This is a genomic window from Catellatospora coxensis, from assembly GCF_016862635.1.
In the GTDB taxonomy this organism is placed as follows: Bacteria; Actinomycetota; Actinomycetes; order Mycobacteriales; family Micromonosporaceae; genus Catellatospora; species Catellatospora coxensis.
Genome location: NZ_BONI01000014.1, coordinates 26268 through 42710, shown reverse-complemented (window position 1 = coordinate 42710; position 16443 = coordinate 26268). Strand labels below are relative to the sequence as shown.

Genomic DNA, 16443 nt, shown 5'->3' with positions numbered 1-16443 from the left:
GTTCGGCGCTCGGGGTCAGCCGGTCGGGAAGTTGTCGGCGGTGCGGATGCGGTCGCGCACCCAGACCCCGGCGGCTTTGAGCCGGCTGGTCCCCGCGTACGGCCCCGTGCCGCAGGTGCCCGTGGTGAACACGGCCCCGGTCCGGAAGTCGTCGCTGTAGTTCCAGTTCGTCCAGCTGATCTTCTTGGCCGCCATCAGGTCGATATAGGCCTGTGCCTGGGTGAAGTTGTTCGCCCCGTCGCCGGACGCCTCCTGGGTGCCGAACTCGGTGACGAACATCGGGATCTGGTCGGCCGCCCGGGAGAGCGCGTTGAGGTAGCTGCTGCCGTGCGACGCGGCATAGAAGTGGAACGTGTACATGATGTTGGTCGCGTTGACCTTGTTGTTGACGACCTCGGTCTCGTTCGCGCCGTCCGACAGGCCCAGCGACGACCAGGCCCGCGTGCCGACCAGCACTACCGCGTCGGAGTCGATGGCGCGGATGGTCGGGATGATCTGCTCGGCGTAGCTCTTGATCGCGGCCCAGCCGACACCGTTGGGCTCGTTGGCGACCTCGTACAGGATGTTGGTCTTGTTCGCGTGCCGCTGCGCGATCGCGGTGAAGAACGTGCGCGCCCGGGCCAGGTTGTAGTTCGGGTCGCCCGGGGTGAGCATGTGCCAGTCGACGATGACGTACATGCCGCGTGCGGTGGCCTGCTCGATGTAGCCGTGCACCCGGTCGGTGAACAGCTGCGGGTTGGTCTCGTAGCCGTCCTCCTGGACGTACATCGACACCCGCAGCACGTCGGCGTTCCAGTCGGTGGCCAGCGCGTTCAGCGAGGAGTCGTTGACGCACTGCGGATACCACTGGATGCCGTGCGTCGACATGCCGCGCAGCTGGATCGGCTGGTTGAACCGGTTGCACAGCTTCACGCCGCACACCCGCAGCTGCCCGTTGATCGCCACCGGGGTGGTGCCGGTCGGCGGGCTCGGCGACGCCGACGGGCTGGGCGGCACGGACGGGCCGGTGCCGTACACGTCGAACTCCCACAGCGAGTAACCCCACTGGGTCGCCCGCGTCGTGCCGTACACCCGCACGTAGCGGCCGTTGGCGCTCAGCCCGGTGATCGTGTCCGTGGCACCGTTGCCGCTGGTCGTGCTGTAGACGCTGGTCCAGGCGTTGCCGTCGGCCGAAACCTCGACCCGGTACCCGGTCGCGTACGCCGCCTCCCAGTTCAGCTCGACCCGGGTGATCGTCGACGGCGCGCCCAGGTCGACGCGCAGCCACTGCGGGTCGACGCCCTCCGCGCTGGCCCACCGGGTGGTGGTGCTCCCGTCGACCGCGTTGCCGGCCGCTGTCGTGGCGTCCTCGACCGACGACGCGGTCGCGGGCTTGCCACGCGACAGCAGCGTCTCGCTCGGCCCGGTGTTGACCTCGACGTCGAGGTAGTCCAGGTTCGCGGTGCCCGTGGCGGTCGTCGCGGCGACCCGGATCGTATTGGTCCCGGCGGCGAGCAGCGCCGTGACGGTCTTGTTGGTCCAGGTGGTCCACGCGCTGGTGGCGTTGAAGGCGCTCGCGGCGGACACGACCGTGCCGTTGACGATGATGTCGGCCGGGCGGTTCGCGCCGCTGCCGTTGGCGTACCGGATGGTCAGGGTCGCGTTCCCGGCGCTGGGCAGGTTCACCGTCCACTGCACGGCGGAGCCGATGGCGTTGTCGGTGTTGACGAACCCGCTGCCGGAGTACCCGGCGTGGTTGGCTTCGACGACGCCCTGCGAGATGGTCGCCGACTCGGCCTCGTAGCGGGTCGGCGCGGCCCACGCCGGCAGGGTCGCGCCGACGGCCAGGGCGGTCAGCGTCACCAGTGACGCGACGGCGGCCGCGCGCCACGGCCTGCTGAGGATCTTCATACACGGTCTCCAAGCTGTCGGGGTGCGGGCCCGTGGCGGTGCGGCCACGGGCCCGCGCCGGTCAGGACGCGAAACGCAGGCGCACGATGACGTTGTTGAGCACCGTCGGCGTACCGCCGTTCATGTCGTTGTTGGTCGAGGTGAGCCAGAGACCGCCGTCGGGGGTCTTGACGACGGTACGCAGCCGGCCCCAGGAGCCGTTGAAGAACGCCCGCGGGGTGTCGGTGGTGCTGCCGGTGATGTGCATGACCCACAGGCGGGTGCCGCGTACGGCGGCCATGTAGATCCAGTCGTTGACGATCTCCAGGCCGCTCGGTGAGGCCGACGCGGTGCTCCAGGTGCGCACCGGGTTGACGAAGGCCGGGTTGCTGCAGGTGCCCTCGCAGGTCGGCCAGCCGTAGTTGGAGCCCGGGGTGATGATGTTGAGCTCGTCCCAGGTGTTGTCGCCGAACTCCGACGACCACAGCCGGCCCTGCGAGTCCCAGGCCAGGCCCTGCGGGTTGCGGTGGCCGAGGCTGTACACGCGGGTGCCGAACGGGTTGCCGGGCGCGGCCGCGCCGGTCGTGGTGACCCGCAGGATCTTGCCGTTGAGCGAGTTGAGGTTCTGCGAGCGGCTGCTGTCCTGCCCGTCGCCGGTGGTGATGTAGATGAAGCCGTCGGGGCCGAACTTGACCCGGCCGCCGTTGTGGAAGCGGTTCTTGGCGATGCCGGTGACCAGCGCCTCGCGCGGGCCGATGGCCCCGTTCTCGAACTTGAACCGGACGAGGCGGTTGTCGGAGGCGGCGGTGTGGAACGCGTACACCCAGTGGTCGGTGGCGAAGTTCGGGCCGACCGCGAGTCCCAGCAGGCCGCCCTCGCCGGTGGTGGTGACGGCCTCGGTGATGGTGCCGACGACGGTCTTCTGCCCGGCCAGGGTGACCCGGACGATCTCGAACCGGTCGCGTTCGGCGACCAGGGCGCTGCCGTCGGGCAGGAACGCGATGCCCCAGGGCAGGTCCAGCTGGGTGTTGACGTTGCGGTCGAAGACGGGGTCGCCGCCGCCGGCCTGCGTGGACGTGGTCACCGGCAGCACCGGGCTGACCGGTGAGGTGTTGCCGTTGGCGTCGTAGGCCAGCACCGTGTACTGGTACGTCGTCGCCGGGGTGAGGCCGGTGTCGGAGGCGGTCAGGTCGGGCACGTCGGCGATCTGCGTGCCGTTGCGCGAGACCCGGTAGCCGCGCACGCCGACGTTGTCGGTCGACGCGTTCCACGCCAGGGTGACGGTGCTGGCGGTGACGCCGGTGGTGCGCAGGTTGCCCGGGGTGGTCGGCGGCTGGGTGTCGGTGCTGGGCGGGGTGGTCACCGGCAGGTTGTTGCTGCCCTGCGACGGGTTGCCCGCGGCGTCGTAGGCCAGCACGCTGAACACGTACGACGTGTTGGGCTGCAGGTTCAGGGTGGCGGTGAGGATGTTGCCGCCGACCTCGGCCACGACGTTGCCGCCGTTGTAGACGACGTAGCGGGCGACGCCGACGTTGTCGGTGGAGGCGTTCCATGCCAGGTCGACGCCGGTGGGCCGGACCACGCCGACCACGCGCAGGCTGGCGGGCGCGGTGGGCGGCTGGCTGTCCGACGGGGCGGTGACCCGCAGCCGGTCCAGGTTGGGCCCGCCGTTGACGGTGGTCGCGGCCGCGCGGATCGTGTTGGCGCCCGCGGTCAGGCTCGCGGTGACGGTCTTCTCGGCCCAGGTCGGCCACGCGCCGGTGCCGGGGAAGGACAGGCCGGGCGCGGCGGGGCTGCCGTTGACGGTGATGTCCATCGGTCGGTCGATCGTGGTGCCGTTGGCGTAGCGCAGGGTCAGCGGGTAGTTGCCGGCGGCGGTCACCGACACCGTGAACTGCACGTACGACCCGGTGACGTTGTCGTAGTTGACGAAACCGGTGCCGGTGTAGCCGGCGTGGTTGGACTCGACCAGGCCCTGGGAGATCGTCGCGCTCTCGGCCTGGTAGTCGGTGAACGCGGGCGGCGGGCCGGTGGTCAGGTTCCACTGCTGGCTGGCCAGACCGGCGATGCAGGACCAGATGTGCAGCTTGGCGGCGTCGGCGGTACTGCCGCTGACGACGTCGAGGCACTTGCCGGTGACCGGGTTGACCAGAGTGCGGGCGGTGCTGCTGTAGGTCCACTGCTGGTTGGGGTTGGTCGCCGAGCAGTCCCAGATCTGCACCTTGGTGCCGTTGGCGTTGACGCCGCCCGCGACGTCGAGGCACTTGTTGCCCAGCGCCCGGATCGTGCCGTCGGTGCCGACGGTCCAGGTCTGCGCCGCGGTCGCGTTGCAGGTGTAGATCTGCACCTGGGTGCCGTTGACGGTGGTGCCGGACGGGATGTCGATGCACTTGCCGGACGCGACGCCGGCGATCGGGCCGACGGTGTCGGCGGCGGCCGGGGCGGCGGCGGCGACCTCGATGGTGGCGGCGACGCAGATCGCCACGGCGAGGACGGCGATGCGCCTGATCGGCGGGGAGTTCATCGGGGGCTCCGTTCCCTGGCGGTCGGCTCCGCGAGACGGAGGCCCCGGGGGCTCGGGCGGTGGACCGCATCGCGAGACCGGCCAGGAGTGTTAGTTAAGTTAACTTATAGACCGTGAACCATATTGGCTGCCATGACTGCGGTCAAGTCGAACAGTCCGAAATGGCATGCTTGCTCGGCGGCCACTCACGGGTTGACGCATTCGCGTTCGCCAATCTACGATGTGCACCTTCGGCGACCAGCAAGCGCTTTCCACCCTGTCCGTCCCACCTTCCGGGAGCGCCCCGTATGAGACGCCGTCGCACCATCCTGTCTGCCATCGTCACGCTCGCCGCCCTGGTCCTGTCGACCTCGGTCGCGGTGCCCGCCTCCGCCGCACCCCGGTTCCGGGTGCTGGTCTTCTCGAAGATCACGAACTTCTACCATGACTCGATCCCCGCCGGCATCGCCGCGATCCAGCAGCTCGGCGCCGCGCACAACTTCGAGGTCGAGGCGACCACGGACGCCGCCGCGTTCACCGACGCCAACCTGGCCCGGTTCGACGCGCTGATCTTCAACAACACGAACTCGACGCCCGCGTCCGGGGCGCTGCTCAACGCCTCGCAGCGGCTCGCCCTGCAGAACTTCATCCGCGCCGGCGGCGGCTGGGCGGGCCTGCACGCCGCGTCGGCCAGCGAGCGCGACTGGGCCTGGTACGACGGCCTGGTCGGCACGATCTTCGACTACCACCCGGACTTCAGCGCCACCGGCGGGGTGTACCCGGGCCGGATCAAGGTCCTCGACCGCGCGCACCCGTCCACTCGCAACCTTCCTGAGCTGTGGGAACACAGCGAGGAGTGGTACAACTGGAAAACCAACCCGACCGGCCGGGTGCACACCCTCGCCCAGATCAAGGTCCGTGACGGCATCTCCGGCCTCGACGAGGGCGTCGACCACGCGTACTCCTGGTGCCAGAACTACGACGGCGGCCGGTCCTGGTTCACCGCGGGCGGGCACAGCAGCTCCGCGTTCAGCAGCACGCTGTTCCTCGACCACCTGCGCTGGGGCATCGAGTGGGCCGCCGGCGCGGTCGCCGGTGACTGCAGCGCCACCCAGAACGGGCAGTTCCAGCGCGTGCCGCTGGTCGACCAGGACCTGGCCGACCCGTTCGAGCTGGCCGTCGCCCCCGACCGGCGCGTCTTCTACATCCAGCGCACCGGCGCGGTGAAGGTCGTCGACCAGGCCACCCTCGCGGTCACCACGCTGATCGACTTCGCCTACACCCCGACCCAGACCAGCCAGTCCGACGGCCTGCTGGGCCTGACCCTGGACAACAACTTCGCCACCAACAACTGGCTGTACCTGCTGTGGTCGGACAAGACCCTGAACCAGCTCAACCTGTCCCGGTTCACCGTCACCGGTTCGACGATCGCGCTCAGCTCCGAGAAACGGCTGCTGACCATCCCGACGCTGCGCGGCGAGGCCCGCGCCAACTCGCACATGGGCGGCTCCATCGCCATGGGCAAGGACGGCAACCTGTACGCGGCGATCGGTGACAACACCGACCCGTTCGAGTCCAGCGGCTACACCCCCATCGACGAGCGGTCCGGGCGGCGCGCGTTCGACGCCCAGGGCACCTCCGGCAACACCAACGACCTGCGCGGCAAGATCCTGCGTATCCGCCCGCAGGCCGACGGCACCTACACCGTGCCGGCGGGCAACCTGTTCGCGCCGGGCACGGCCAAGACCAGGGCCGAGGTGTACGCGATGGGCTTCCGCAACCCGTTCCGCATCACCGTCGACCCGCACACCAACGCCGTCCTGGTCGCCGACTACGGCCCCGACGCCACGGCCGCCAACGCCAACCGCGGCCCCGAGGGCACCGTGGAGTTCAACCGGGTCACCAGCGCCGGCAACTACGGCTGGCCGTACTGCATCGGCAACAACATCGCCTTCAACGACTACAACTTCGCCACCAGCACCTCGGGGGCGAAGTTCAACTGCGCCGCCCCGGTCAACGACTCCCCCAACAACACCGGCCTGACCACGCTGCCCGCCGCCCGCGGCGCCCTGGTCTGGTACGCCTACTCCGCCTCGGCCCAGTTCCCCGAGGTCGGCACCGGCGGCGGCGGCCCGATGAGCGGCCCCGTCTACGACTACGACCCCGCCAACCCGCGCATCTCGAAGTTCCCCGAGTACTTCGAGGGCAAGTGGATCGTGTACGAGCTGACCCGGCAGTGGTGGAAGACGCTGTCGCTGCACAAGACGGCGCAGACGTTCACCGACCCGCGCTTCGGGCCGACCACCGTCGGCGGGCTGCAGTCCATCAACGGGATCTTCGCGGGCATGAGCTGGATCCAGCCGTTCGAGGCAGAGTTCGGGCCCGACGGCTCGCTGTACGTCATCGACTTCGGGGCCGGGTCCGGCAGCGGCCGCGGCGGCTCCAACGACGGCGCGGGCATCTACCGCATCGACTACGTGGCCAACGGCGTACCGCCCACCGCGAAGATCACCACGAACCGCGACAACGGCCCCGCGCCGCTGGCAGTCACCTTCTCCAGCGCCGGCTCGGTCGGAGCGACCAGCTACGCGTGGGACTTCGACGGCAACGGCACCGTCGACTCCACCGCCGCCAACCCGTCCTACACGTACACCACGCGGGGCCGGTTCAACGCCCGCCTGACCGTCACCGGCGCGGCCGGGCTGACCGCCGTGGCCAGCACCGAGATCACCGTCGGCAACACCCGGCCGACCGTCACCATCAACGTGCCGCAGGGCGGCTTCTTCGAGTTCGGCGACCGCATCCCGTACACGGTGACCGTCACCGACCCGGAGGACACCACCATCGACTGCAACCGGGTCGTGGTGCAGACCCTGCTCGGCCACGACTCGCACGCCCACCCGCTGGACAACTACATCGGCTGCTCCGGCACGCTGGTCACCGAGTCCGGCGGCGGCGACGGCCACGGGCCGGGCACCAACCTGTTCACGCTGATCAGCGCCCAGTACACCGACGCCGGTGCGACCGGTGTGCCCGCTCTGGTCGGCTCGCTGCAGGTCGAACTGCAGACCCGCAGCATGGAGGCGGAGCACTTCGACGCCTCCTCCGGGGTGAGCGTGCTCGACCGGGCGACCGCGCAGGCCGGCCGCCGGCTCGGTGACATCGACAACGGCGACTGGATCAACATCGGGCCGGTCAACCTGCAGAACATCAGCGGTGTCGTGGTCGGGGCCAGCTCCGGCGGCACCGGCGGGACCATCGAGTTCCGCAACGGCTCCCCCACCGGCGCGCTGCTGGGCACGGCGACCATCCCGGTCACCGGCAGCTACGACTCGGTGGTGTCACCGACCGTGCCGCTGACCAACCCGGGCGGCACGTTCACGCTGTACCTCAAGTTCGTCAAGTCCGGGCAGACCGGCGACCCGGACATCATGGCCCTGGACTGGCTGCGGTTCAACGGGCGCGGCGTCAAGGTCGAGACCGGCGCGACACTGACGGTCGGGGCCACCCCGACCACCGGGACCGGGCCGCTCACCGTCAACTTCACCAGCACGTCCACGGCCCCGCCCGGCCGCACGATCGTGGACCGGGAATGGCGCTTCGGGGACAACACCGCCACCGTGCACGCCGCCACGGCCAGCCACGTCTACAGCCGCAAGGGCACCTACACCGCCTGGCTGACGCTGACCGACAGCGCCGGCGCGACCCACTCCGGCAGCGTGGTGATCACCGTGAACTGACGCGCCCCGCCATCCACCCAACCAGCGGATCTAGATGATTTGTTGTCGTCCCAGCGACAACAAATCATCTAGATCCCTGTATCTGGCGTGATACGGCGGGGCGTTGGATGGTGTGTCGGGCACGGCGACAGTCGCCGTGCACCGGCTACGCTGTCGGCGCATGGACGCGATCTTCCGGCTTCCGCCCCGATCCCCGCTGGCCGCAACCATCACCGAGGACTGGGAACTGCTGCCGCTGCGTGTGCCCATGGGCTGGAACGTCGTCTACAACACGCTGTCGGTCCGACGTCTGCCGGATGGAAGCGTCGAGGCCAACGACTCCGAGGACCTGTACTGGGCACGCACCGTACGACCGCCGTGGCTGACCGAGCAGGAGGCGCTGCGGCAGGGCGGCCTACCGGCTCGGGAGATCAACATTGACGCCGGCTGGTACCACAGCTGCGGCTTCCGCATCGTCGTCCTCGATCCCGACTGGGACCATGAGCGAGCCTCCCACACCACTGCCGACCTCGAGGAGTTCGTCGTCGTGCTGGAGGGGTGGCTGCGGATGATCACCGAGCGCGGAGAACTCCCCACGTCGTGAGGTCGGCTTATCGGTTGAGGCGCTTTCGCCGACGGCCGGCCGTGCCGCCGCCGCCTGACTGCTCGGTTACGCCCGGATGATCAGTTCTCGGGCGAGCAAGTACCATAAGCCGTGATCACTCCTTACTGGACCCGGCCCGAGCCGCCGTACCACGTCGCCATCTTCACGATCACGCCGAGCGGAACGGATCCTGAAGGCTACGCCGCGATGAACGAGCGGATGGTCGCCCTGGCCGAGTCCCAGCCCGGCTACCTGGGCCGGGAGTCGGCGGTTCTGCCGGACGGCAGTGACCTGGTCGTCATCTACTACGCCGACGCCGAATCGATCCGGTCCTGGAAGCAGCACCCCGAGCATCTGGTGGCGCAGCAGCTCGGCCGGCAGAAGTGGCTCGCCCGTTACCGCGTCGAGGTGGCGCACGTCGAGCGCGCGTACGAGTTCGCCGCAGACTCCGATGCGGCTGAGGACCGGCCTGGGCCGTCATGACCTCGGCCGCACCGCTCAGCCGTGCCGGAGGACGCAGTTCTCACACACGTCGGCATCCCGCAGCCGGGCAAGCACCCACAGGTCATGTGAGCGAAGCACCCTCTCCGCGGTACTCGGCAGACACTCTGGCGCTGTCGCGCCCGTGACGGCGTGCGCCACCGTCCGATACCCGTCCGGCACGACGATCACGAAATTGCTGTAGTCGTCCGCTGCCGGACCGCCGTCGGCGGTGGTGACACGTATGGGATTGATGACCTCGTACCAGACCACGAGATCAGCCTGGTCGACGGCCCTCGCGGCAGTGCGCGGATCGATCTTGGAGGTGTTGAGCCAGAGCACAGGATTGCCTGAATGCTCGACCTCATCCCCTGGCCGATACAGCGCAACCACCTGCCAGGCGACGTCAGGCGCCGCCTTGCGAACGTCGTCCGCCTCCGCCCGGTTCTCACAGCGCAGCACTGGCACCTGCGCTGACTCCGGCGGCACACCATCGACCGGCAGGTACCGCGGATCCAGCTCACGCAGCGCTTCCGCCACGGCGTCAGCCCCGTGTCCGTAGAGTATGACGCCCCGTCGCTCACCGTTCATCCGGCTATTCTCGATCAAGCCTGGCATGCGGAAGTCAGGCACCGTGCACGCCGCCACGGCGAGAAAGGGCGACATGGTTGGCGTCAGTGGGCCGGAGTCCAGATTCCGGTACGAGGAGAGTGCGCTCTCGTCGATTCGCGATCAGCCTGCCCGGGACTTCCTGTCGCAGCGTGGTCTGTCCTCAGGGAACCCGCTGTTCACTCCGACCGACGCCCGTTCGCACACTGCTTCGGGCCGTGACTTCATCATCATCGGCCAGGACGGCGCAGACGATGTCGAGGTGTTCTGCGTGGACGCCGCCACAGGCGAAGTGGTGATCACGAGCCTTACTCTCGATGCGGGAGTCGGGCACGTCAACGCCTCGCCGCAGGCCTTCGACCGATGTCTCGCAGAGTTCCGTCGACGGTGCCCGTACGGGGATCGGGGCACCTCTCGGGAGGATCTCGAGACGATCAGCGCGGATCTGGGCCGGGCATTGGTGGCGATTGACGCCTCGACATTCGACGAGGATCCGGGATACTGGCACAACCTGCTGCACGATGTCGCGATCGGCGACTACGCAGCCGAATGAGGTCTCGCGCGTTCGGTTGCGGCTTGCGGAGTTCCGCCCCTCAGGCCAGGCGTGCCGCCACCGCCGACCAGGCCGCGCTGTCGCCCTGCGGGGTGAAGCTGCGAACCGGCTGAGTGTTGCGGACCAGGTCCCGCAGCTCCGCCAGTTCCGCGCCGAGCACGCCGAGCGCGCGGGCCTGCACCAGGATGTTGCCGAGCGCGGTCGCCTCGACCGGCCCTGCGAGCACCGGCAGCCCGCAGGCGTCGGCGGTGAGCTGGCACAGCAGCTCGTTGCGCGCTCCCCCGCCGACGATGTGCACGACGTCGACCTCCCGCCCGGACAGCCGCTGGGCGTCGAGGATCGCCGCCCGGTGGGCCAAGGCGAGGCTGTCGAGGATGCAGCGCACCGTCTCGGCCGGTGTGCCCGGCACCGGTTGCCCGGTCCGGCGGCAGGCTTCGGCGATCCGGGCGGGCATGTCCCCCGGCGGCAGGAAGACCGGGTCGTCGGGGTCGATGACGGATCGGAAGCCGGGGCTGCGAGCCGCCGCCCGCAGCAGCGGCTCCACCTCGTCCTCGCCCCAGACGCGCTGGCATTCCTGCAGCAGCCACAGGCCCATCACGTTGCGCAGGTAGCGGACGGTGCCGTCGACGCCGACCTCGTTGGTGAAGTTCGCGGCCCGGCTCTGCCCGGTGAGCACGGGCCGGTCCAGCTCGACGCCGACCAGCGACCAGGTCCCGCAGGACAGGTACGCGAACCGCTCGCCCCGCGCCGGCACACCGACGACGGCCGACGCGGTGTCGTGCGAGGCCACGGCGGTGACCCGCACCGGCCCGAGGCCGGCATCCGCGTTCAGCACGCCGATGGGCTGGCCGGGTTCCCGCAGCGGCGGCAGGATCCCCGGGGGGATGCCGACCTGGACCGCCAGCTCCGCCGCCCACGTCCCACTGTTCACGTCGAGCAGCTGCGTCGTCGAGGCGTTGGTGCGTTCCGCGCCGATCTCGCCGGTCAGCCAGTACGCCAGCAGGTCGGGCATGAGCAGCAGGGTCCGCGCCGCCGCGAGCTGCGCCGTGTCTCGGGCGGCGACGAGCTGGAACAGCGTGTTGAACGGCTGCAGCTGCAGTCCCGTGGCCGCGTACAGCCGTTCCGCCGGCACCTGCCGCAGCACCTGCTCGATGACCCCGTCGGTTCGCGAGTCGCGGTAGTGGACCGGGTTGCCCAGCAGCCGCCCGTCGGCGTCGAGCAGCCCGTAGTCGACGGCCCACGAGTCGATCCCGATCGAGTCGACCGGCCCGGCGTCGCGCAGCCCGTCGAGGATGCTGCGGTACAGGCTGAGCACGTCCCAGTGCAGCGTGCCGCCGGCGCGCACCGCGGTGTTGGCGAAGCGCGCGACCTCGGTCAGCTCCAGCAGGTCCGGGCCGACCCGGGCGGCCATCACCCGTCCGCTGGCCGCGCCGAGGTCGACGGCGGCGACCCGGGCCGTGGCCGTCCGGGCGCTCACCGCAGGAACGCCGCGGCGACCCCGGCGTCGACGGGCACGTGCAGGCCGGTGGTGTGGGACAGTTCCGCGCCCGCGAGCACGAAGACCGCGTTGGCGACGTGTTCGGGCAGCACCTCCCGTTTGAGCAGCGTGCGCTGCGCGTAGTACTCCCCGAGTTTCTCCTCGGGCACGCCGTAGACGGCGGCGCGTCTGGCTCCCCAGCCGGAGGCGAAGATGCCTGATCCGCGTACGACCCCGTCGGGGTTGACGCCGTTGACGCGGATGCCGTGCTCGCCGAGTTCGGCGGCGAGCAGCCGCACCTGGTGCGCCTGGTCGGCCTTGGCCGCGCCGTACGCGACGTTGTTCGGCCCGGCGAAGACCGCGTTCTTGCTGACGATGTAGACGATGTCACCGCCGGCCCCCTGCGCGATCATGGTCCGCGCGGCCTCGCGCGACACCAGGAACGACCCGCGGGCCATCACGTCGTGCTGCCGGTCCCAGTCGGCGGGCGTGGTCTCCAGCAGCGGCTTGGACACCGACAGCCCGGCGTTGTTGACGACCAGGTCCACCCCGCCGAACGCCAGCGCCGCCACCGCGAACCCGGCCCGGATCTGGTCCTCGTCGGTGACGTCGACCTCGACCGCGACGGCGGCGTCGGCCGTGCCGATCTCAGCGGCGACCCTCGCCGCGGATTCGGCGTCACGGTCGGCGACCACCACGCAGGCCCCCTCGGCGGCCAGGCGCAGCGCGACCGCCCGCCCGATGCCCGAGCCGCCGCCGGTGACCAGCGCGACCCGGGCCGCGAGCGGCTTGGGCCGGGGCATCCGGGCGAGTTTCGCCTCTTCGAGGGCCCAGTACTCGATGCGGAACTTCTCCGCCTCGGGGATCGGCTCGTAGCGGGAGACGGCCTCCGCGCCGCGCATGACGTTGATCGCGTTGACGTAGAACTCCCCCGCGACCCGGGCGGTCTGCTTGTCCCGGCCGAAGCTGAACATGCCCACGCCCGGCACCAGCACGATCGCCGGGTCCGCGCCCCGCATCGGCGGCGAGTCGGCGTCGGCATGACGCCGGTAGTAGGCGGCGTACTCGTCACGGTAGGCGGCGTGCAGTTCGCGCAGCCGCGTGACGGTCTCGTCGAGATCCGCTGTGGGCGGCAGGTCCAGCACCATCGGGCGGACCTTGGTGCGCAGGAAGTGGTCGGGGCAGGAGGTGCCCAGCGCGGCCAGCCGCGGGTGCTCGGCCGAGGCGAGGAAGTCGAGCACCTCCACGGTATCGGTGTAGTGGCCGACCTGGCGGCGGTCGGTGGAGGCGAGACCGCGCAGCACGGGCGCGAGCGCTGCCGCGCGGGCGTGCCGTTCCGGTTCGGGCAGCGGCTCGTACTCGGCCAGCCGTGCCCCGAACGGTTCGGGGCGGCCGCGCTCGTCGAGGAACGCCTGCGCGGTGCGGATCATCTCGACGGAGTGCTGCTCGCACTCGTCGCTGGTGTCGCCCCAGGCGGTGATGCCGTGCCCGCCGAGGACGACCCCGATCGCCTCCGGATGTGCCCGGCGTACCGCGGCGATGTCCAGGCCGAGCTGGAACCCGGGCCGCCGCCACGGCACCCACACCACCCGGTCGCCGAAGCACTCCTTGGTCAGCGCGGGCCCGTCGGCCGCGGCCGCGAGCGCGATCCCGGCGTCGGGGTGCAGGTGGTCGACGTGTTCGGCATCGAGCAGCCCGTGCATGGCGGTGTCGATCGACGGGGCCGCGCCGCCGCGCCCGTGCAGGCAGTAGTCGAACAGGCCGACCATCTCGTCCTCGCGCTCGACGCCCGGGTACACGTCGGCCAGGGCGCGCAGCCGGTCCAGGCGCAGCGCCGCGAGCCCGGCCCCGGTCAGCGTGCCGAGGTCGCCGCCGGAGCCCTTCACCCACATCAGCCGTACGGGCTGCCCGGTCGCCGGATCGGTCTCCTCGCCCTTGGCGGAGGTGTTGCCGCCGGCGTAGTTGGTGTAGGCCGGGTCCGCGCCGAGCCGGTGCGACCGGGCGAGCAGCTCGTCCTTGGCCGCCATCACGCGCCCCAGCCCGCGGCCTGGCCCTGCGCCCGCTCTTCGCAGATCTTCTCGAAGTAACCTGAGCGCCGGTACGCCGCGATCGGGTCGGGGTCCAGGCCCATGTCCTCGCGCAGCTCGCGCAGCATCGGGCGGACGTCGGTGTGGTAGGCGTCCATCAGCGCGGCGTTGGCTTCGAGCACGTCACCGGCCTGCTGCGCGGCGGCCAGCGCGGCGTGGTCGACGAGCAGGGCCTTGGCGGTGGCCTCCTGCACGTTCATCACCGAGCGGATCACCGCGGGGATCTTCGGTTCGATGTTGTGGCACTGGTCGAGCATGTACGCGATCCCGGCGGAGGCCTCCAGCCCTCCGGCGAGCACGATCTCGTGCATGATCCGGAACAGCTGGAACGGGTCGGCGGAGCCGACCATCAGGTCGTCGTCGGCGTAGAAGCGGGAGTTGAAGTCGAATCCGCCGAGCCGCCCGGCGCGCAGCAGCATCGCGACGATGAACTCGATGTTGGTGCCGGGCGCGTGGTGGCCGGTGTCGATGACGACCTGGGCGCGCTCGCCGAGCTGGGTGCAGTGCAGGTAGGCGGTGCCCCAGTCGGGCACGTCGGTCATGTAGAAGGCCGGTTCGAACAGCTTGTACTCCAGCAGCATGCGCTGGTCGGGCCCGAGCCGGTCGTAGGTCTCGCGCAGTGCTTCGGCGAGGCGGTCCTGGCGGGTGCGCACGTCGTCCTGGCCGGGGTAGTTGGTGCCGTCGGAGAACCACAGCTTCAGGTCCCGCGAGCCGGTGGCGTCCATGATGTCGACGCATTCGAGCAGGTGCCCGATGGCTTTTCGGCGTACGGCCGGGTCGGCGTTGGTGACGCTGCCGAGCTTGTAGTCGTCGTCCTGGAACACGTTGGCGTTGATGGTGCCCAGCGCGATGCCGAGGTCGGCGGCGTGGCGGGCCAGGTCGGCGTAGTCGTCGACCTTGTCCCAGGGGATGTGCAGCGCGACGGTCGGGGCGACGCCGGTGAACCGGTGCACGGTGGCCGCGTCGGCGATCTTCTCGTACGGGTCGCGGGGCACACCCTGCTGGGCGAACACCTTGAACCGGGTGCCGGAGTTGCCGTACGCCCAGGAGGCCGTCTCGATGCGCTGCCCGCGCAGGGTCGAAAGCACGCGCGACTGCGCCGCGAGGTCGGTCATCGGTCGTCTCCTAGCTGGTCTTCAAGGTGGAACACTTCGGTGAGCACGTGCATGTGCTGGTCGGGGCGGCCGGTGTCGAAGAACTCGGCCATCTGCGCCTGCCAGCGGGCGTTGACGTCGGTCGCGTCCATCGCGGCCAGGGCGGCGTCGAAGTCGTCGGTGAGCAGGTAGCCCACCAACAGGCCGTCCTCGCGCAGGAACAGGCTGTAGTCGGTCCAGCCGGTGTCGCGCAGCGCGGCGAGCATGTCGGGCCAGACCTGGGCATGGCGGCGCCGGTACTCCTCCAGCCGGTCGGGTCTGACCTGGAGGGTGAAGCAGATCCGGCGCACGCCATGCCTCCTGTACCTGGATCAGAAGTTGAACTGGTCGACGTTGCCGGCGTTGAAGGTGAACGGGTCGCCGAGCAGCACCGTGGCGTCCTTGCCGACGGTGTATTCGCCGAGCTTGCCCGCGGTGAACTTGTCACCCTCCTTGCCGGTGATCAGCCCGGACGCGAGCGCGCCACCCGCGTACGCGGCGAGGTAGCCCAGGTCGGCCGGGTTCCACAGCGCGAACGCCTTGACGGTGCCGTCCTTGACGAACGCCTTCATCTGGTTCGGGGTGCCCAGGCCGGTCAGCTGCACCTTGCCCTTGTACGTCGAGCCGGACAGGTAACGAGCGGCCGCGGCGACGCCGACGGTGGTCGGCGAGATGATGCCCTTGAGGTTGGGGTGCTTGGCCAGCAGCGCCTGGGTCTCGGTGAACGACTTCTGGTCCTGGTCGTCGCCGTAGACGGTGTCGACGAGCTTGAGCTTGGCGTACTCGGGCTTGCCGAGCTCGGTCTTCATCAGCTCGATCCAGGCGTTCTGGTTGGTGGCGTTCGCGGTCGCCGACAGGATCGCGATCTCGCCGCCGTCCGGGCCGACCGCCTCGGAGATCAGCTTGACCTGGTTGGCGGCGATGCCCTCGGCGGTGGCCTGGTTGATGAACAGGTCGCGGCAGGTCGGGTTGGTGTCGGAGTCGAACGTGACGACCTTCGCGCCGGCCTGGCGGGCCTCGTTGAGCGCCCCGCAGATGGCGTCCTTGTCGTTGGCGGACACCACGATCACGTCGGTGTTCTGCTGCGACAGCGTGTTGATGTAGCTGACCTGCGCCGACGGGCTGGCCTCGGACGGGCCGGTCTCGCTGTAGCTGCCCTTGATCTCCTCGACCGCGGCCTTGCCGCCGTTGTCGGAGGTGGTGAAGTACGGGTTGTTGACCTGCTTGGGCAGGAACGCGATCTTCAGGCCGGTCTTCATGGTGCCGGTCGACCCGCCGGGGGTGGTGCCGTCGCCGCCGTCCTCGGCGCACGCCGCCGTGGCGAACGTGAGCGCCGTCAGCGCGGCCATCGCCACCAGGCGTATCCGCTTCGTGCCTGATCTCATGGGGGTGCTTCCTTTCATCGGGGG

General features: G+C 70.1%; 12 protein-coding genes and 1 pseudogene. 4 read left to right on the top strand and 9 right to left on the bottom strand.

What is annotated here, in order from left to right:
• Window positions 1-15 precede the first annotated feature (15 nt).
• The 3 genes and pseudogenes from Cco03nite_RS10185 to Cco03nite_RS10175 form a co-directional block, all read right to left on the bottom strand.
• Window positions 16-1386: a cellulase family glycosylhydrolase gene (locus Cco03nite_RS10185; protein WP_373314225.1), complete on the bottom strand. Its 1371-nt coding sequence runs from the start codon at window positions 1384-1386 to the stop codon at window positions 16-18.
• Window positions 1387-1425: 39 nt separating this feature from the next.
• Window positions 1426-1890: pseudogene (locus Cco03nite_RS10180) on the bottom strand (CBM35 domain-containing protein); the annotation flags it as partial.
• Window positions 1891-1951: 61 nt separating this feature from the next.
• The gene (locus Cco03nite_RS10175; RefSeq protein ID WP_203691572.1) at window positions 1952-4393 is read right to left on the bottom strand and encodes a PQQ-dependent sugar dehydrogenase; all 2442 of its coding nucleotides are present in this window, start codon (window positions 4391-4393) and stop codon (window positions 1952-1954) included.
• A gap of 287 nt (window positions 4394-4680) precedes the next feature.
• Here Cco03nite_RS10175 and Cco03nite_RS10170 point away from each other — a divergent pair, with 287 nt between their 5' ends.
• From Cco03nite_RS10170 to Cco03nite_RS10160, 3 genes are all read left to right on the top strand, one after another.
• Window positions 4681-8112 (top strand): ThuA domain-containing protein, encoded by a 3432-nt coding sequence (locus tag Cco03nite_RS10170; RefSeq protein ID WP_203691563.1) that lies wholly within the window; start codon window positions 4681-4683, stop codon window positions 8110-8112.
• Between the two features lie 160 nt (window positions 8113-8272).
• Window positions 8273-8695 carry a hypothetical protein gene (locus tag Cco03nite_RS10165; protein ID WP_203691554.1) on the top strand — a complete coding sequence of 141 codons (423 nt, stop codon included), beginning with the start codon at window positions 8273-8275 and terminating at the stop codon, window positions 8693-8695.
• A 111-nt stretch (window positions 8696-8806) separates the two neighbouring features.
• On the top strand, window positions 8807-9178 hold the full coding sequence (locus tag Cco03nite_RS10160) for an antibiotic biosynthesis monooxygenase family protein (protein WP_203691552.1): 372 nt from the start codon (window positions 8807-8809) through the stop codon (window positions 9176-9178).
• 15 nt (window positions 9179-9193) lie between these two features.
• Here the strand turns inward: Cco03nite_RS10160 and Cco03nite_RS10155 are convergent, their stop codons facing one another.
• Window positions 9194-9766, bottom strand: a complete 573-nt coding sequence (locus tag Cco03nite_RS10155; RefSeq protein WP_203691550.1) for a hypothetical protein — start codon at window positions 9764-9766, stop codon at window positions 9194-9196.
• Between the two features lie 25 nt (window positions 9767-9791).
• Here Cco03nite_RS10155 and Cco03nite_RS10150 point away from each other — a divergent pair, with 25 nt between their 5' ends.
• Entirely contained in the window at window positions 9792-10337 is a 546-nt protein-coding gene (locus Cco03nite_RS10150; RefSeq protein ID WP_203691548.1) for an SUKH-4 family immunity protein, read from the top strand.
• A 40-nt stretch (window positions 10338-10377) separates the two neighbouring features.
• Here Cco03nite_RS10150 and Cco03nite_RS10145 read toward each other — a convergent pair whose 3' ends face one another.
• From Cco03nite_RS10145 to rhaS, 5 genes are read right to left on the bottom strand one after another with little or no spacing between them, the layout of a single operon-like run.
• On the bottom strand, window positions 10378-11814 hold the full coding sequence (locus tag Cco03nite_RS10145) for a rhamnulokinase (RefSeq protein ID WP_239167265.1): 1437 nt from the start codon (window positions 11812-11814) through the stop codon (window positions 10378-10380).
• The gene (locus tag Cco03nite_RS10140) at window positions 11811-13841 is read right to left on the bottom strand and encodes a bifunctional aldolase/short-chain dehydrogenase (protein WP_203691546.1); all 2031 of its coding nucleotides are present in this window, start codon (window positions 13839-13841) and stop codon (window positions 11811-11813) included. The genes Cco03nite_RS10145 and Cco03nite_RS10140 overlap by 4 nt, the downstream gene beginning before the upstream one ends.
• Window positions 13841-15016 (bottom strand): L-rhamnose isomerase, encoded by a 1176-nt coding sequence (rhaI, locus tag Cco03nite_RS10135; RefSeq protein WP_203691544.1) that lies wholly within the window; start codon window positions 15014-15016, stop codon window positions 13841-13843. The genes Cco03nite_RS10140 and rhaI overlap by 1 nt, the downstream gene beginning before the upstream one ends.
• Window positions 15013-15345, bottom strand: coding sequence for an L-rhamnose mutarotase (locus Cco03nite_RS10130; RefSeq protein ID WP_203691542.1), 333 nt, complete (start codon window positions 15343-15345; stop codon window positions 15013-15015). The genes rhaI and Cco03nite_RS10130 overlap by 4 nt, the downstream gene beginning before the upstream one ends.
• A gap of 21 nt (window positions 15346-15366) precedes the next feature.
• Window positions 15367-16419, bottom strand: a complete 1053-nt coding sequence (rhaS, locus tag Cco03nite_RS10125) for a rhamnose ABC transporter substrate-binding protein (protein WP_203691540.1) — start codon at window positions 16417-16419, stop codon at window positions 15367-15369.
• Window positions 16420-16443 lie beyond the last annotated feature (24 nt).

Excerpts from the sequence above, each read along its gene's own strand:
- rhaI (WP_203691544.1), bottom strand. The coding sequence starts at position 15,016 with ATGACCGACCTCGCGGCGCAGTCGCGCGTGCTTTCGACCCTGCGCGGG.
- Cco03nite_RS10165 (WP_203691554.1), top strand. The coding sequence starts at position 8,273 with ATGGACGCGATCTTCCGGCTTCCGCCCCGATCCCCGCTGGCCGCAACC.
- Cco03nite_RS10150 (WP_203691548.1), top strand. The coding sequence starts at position 9,792 with ATGCGGAAGTCAGGCACCGTGCACGCCGCCACGGCGAGAAAGGGCGAC.
- Cco03nite_RS10170 (WP_203691563.1), top strand. The coding sequence starts at position 4,681 with ATGAGACGCCGTCGCACCATCCTGTCTGCCATCGTCACGCTCGCCGCC.
- rhaS (WP_203691540.1), bottom strand. The coding sequence starts at position 16,419 with ATGAGATCAGGCACGAAGCGGATACGCCTGGTGGCGATGGCCGCGCTG.
- Cco03nite_RS10155 (WP_203691550.1), bottom strand. The coding sequence starts at position 9,766 with ATGAACGGTGAGCGACGGGGCGTCATACTCTACGGACACGGGGCTGAC.
- Cco03nite_RS10140 (WP_203691546.1), bottom strand. The coding sequence starts at position 13,841 with ATGGCGGCCAAGGACGAGCTGCTCGCCCGGTCGCACCGGCTCGGCGCG.
- Cco03nite_RS10175 (WP_203691572.1), bottom strand. The coding sequence starts at position 4,393 with ATGAACTCCCCGCCGATCAGGCGCATCGCCGTCCTCGCCGTGGCGATC.